This window comes from Thalassotalea algicola (assembly GCF_012932965.1).
GTDB lineage: Bacteria > Pseudomonadota > Gammaproteobacteria > Enterobacterales > Alteromonadaceae > Thalassotalea_F > Thalassotalea_F algicola.
The window spans coordinates 1-361 of record NZ_JABBXH010000015.1; the positions used below are offsets into that span (position 1 = coordinate 1).

The following is a 361-nucleotide window of genomic DNA, read 5'->3' on the forward strand; positions in this document are numbered from 1 at the left end:
ACGTTGCCCGGGTGGTGGAATTGGTAGACACAAGGGATTTAAAATCCCTCGCTTGTAAGAGCGTGCCGGTTCAAGTCCGGCCCTGGGTACCATTTCATCTAGAATTAACATTAGTAAGTAATATGCGGTTGTAGCTCAGTTGGTAGAGCACCACCTTGCCAAGGTGGATGTCACGAGTTCGAGCCTCGTCAACCGCTCCAATTTTTTTACTCATATATAGTAAAGAGACTAGGTCACCAATTTCCTAGTATAAAATTCTTCCTGAATGCCCGGGTGGTGGAATTGGTAGACACAAGGGATTTAAAATCCCTCGCTTGTAAGAGCGTGCCGGTTCAAGTCCGGCCCTGGGTACCATTTATAT

3 tRNA genes are annotated in these 361 nt (G+C 46.5%); all 3 read left to right on the top strand.

The features are described from left to right. Window positions 1-5 precede the first annotated feature (5 nt). A tRNA-Leu gene (locus HII17_RS18890) sits at window positions 6-92 on the top strand. A gap of 32 nt (window positions 93-124) precedes the next feature. Beyond that, window positions 125-200, top strand: a tRNA-Gly gene (locus tag HII17_RS18895). A 67-nt stretch (window positions 201-267) separates the two neighbouring features. Further along, a tRNA-Leu gene (locus tag HII17_RS18900) sits at window positions 268-354 on the top strand. The last annotated feature ends 7 nt before the right edge of the window (window positions 355-361 follow it).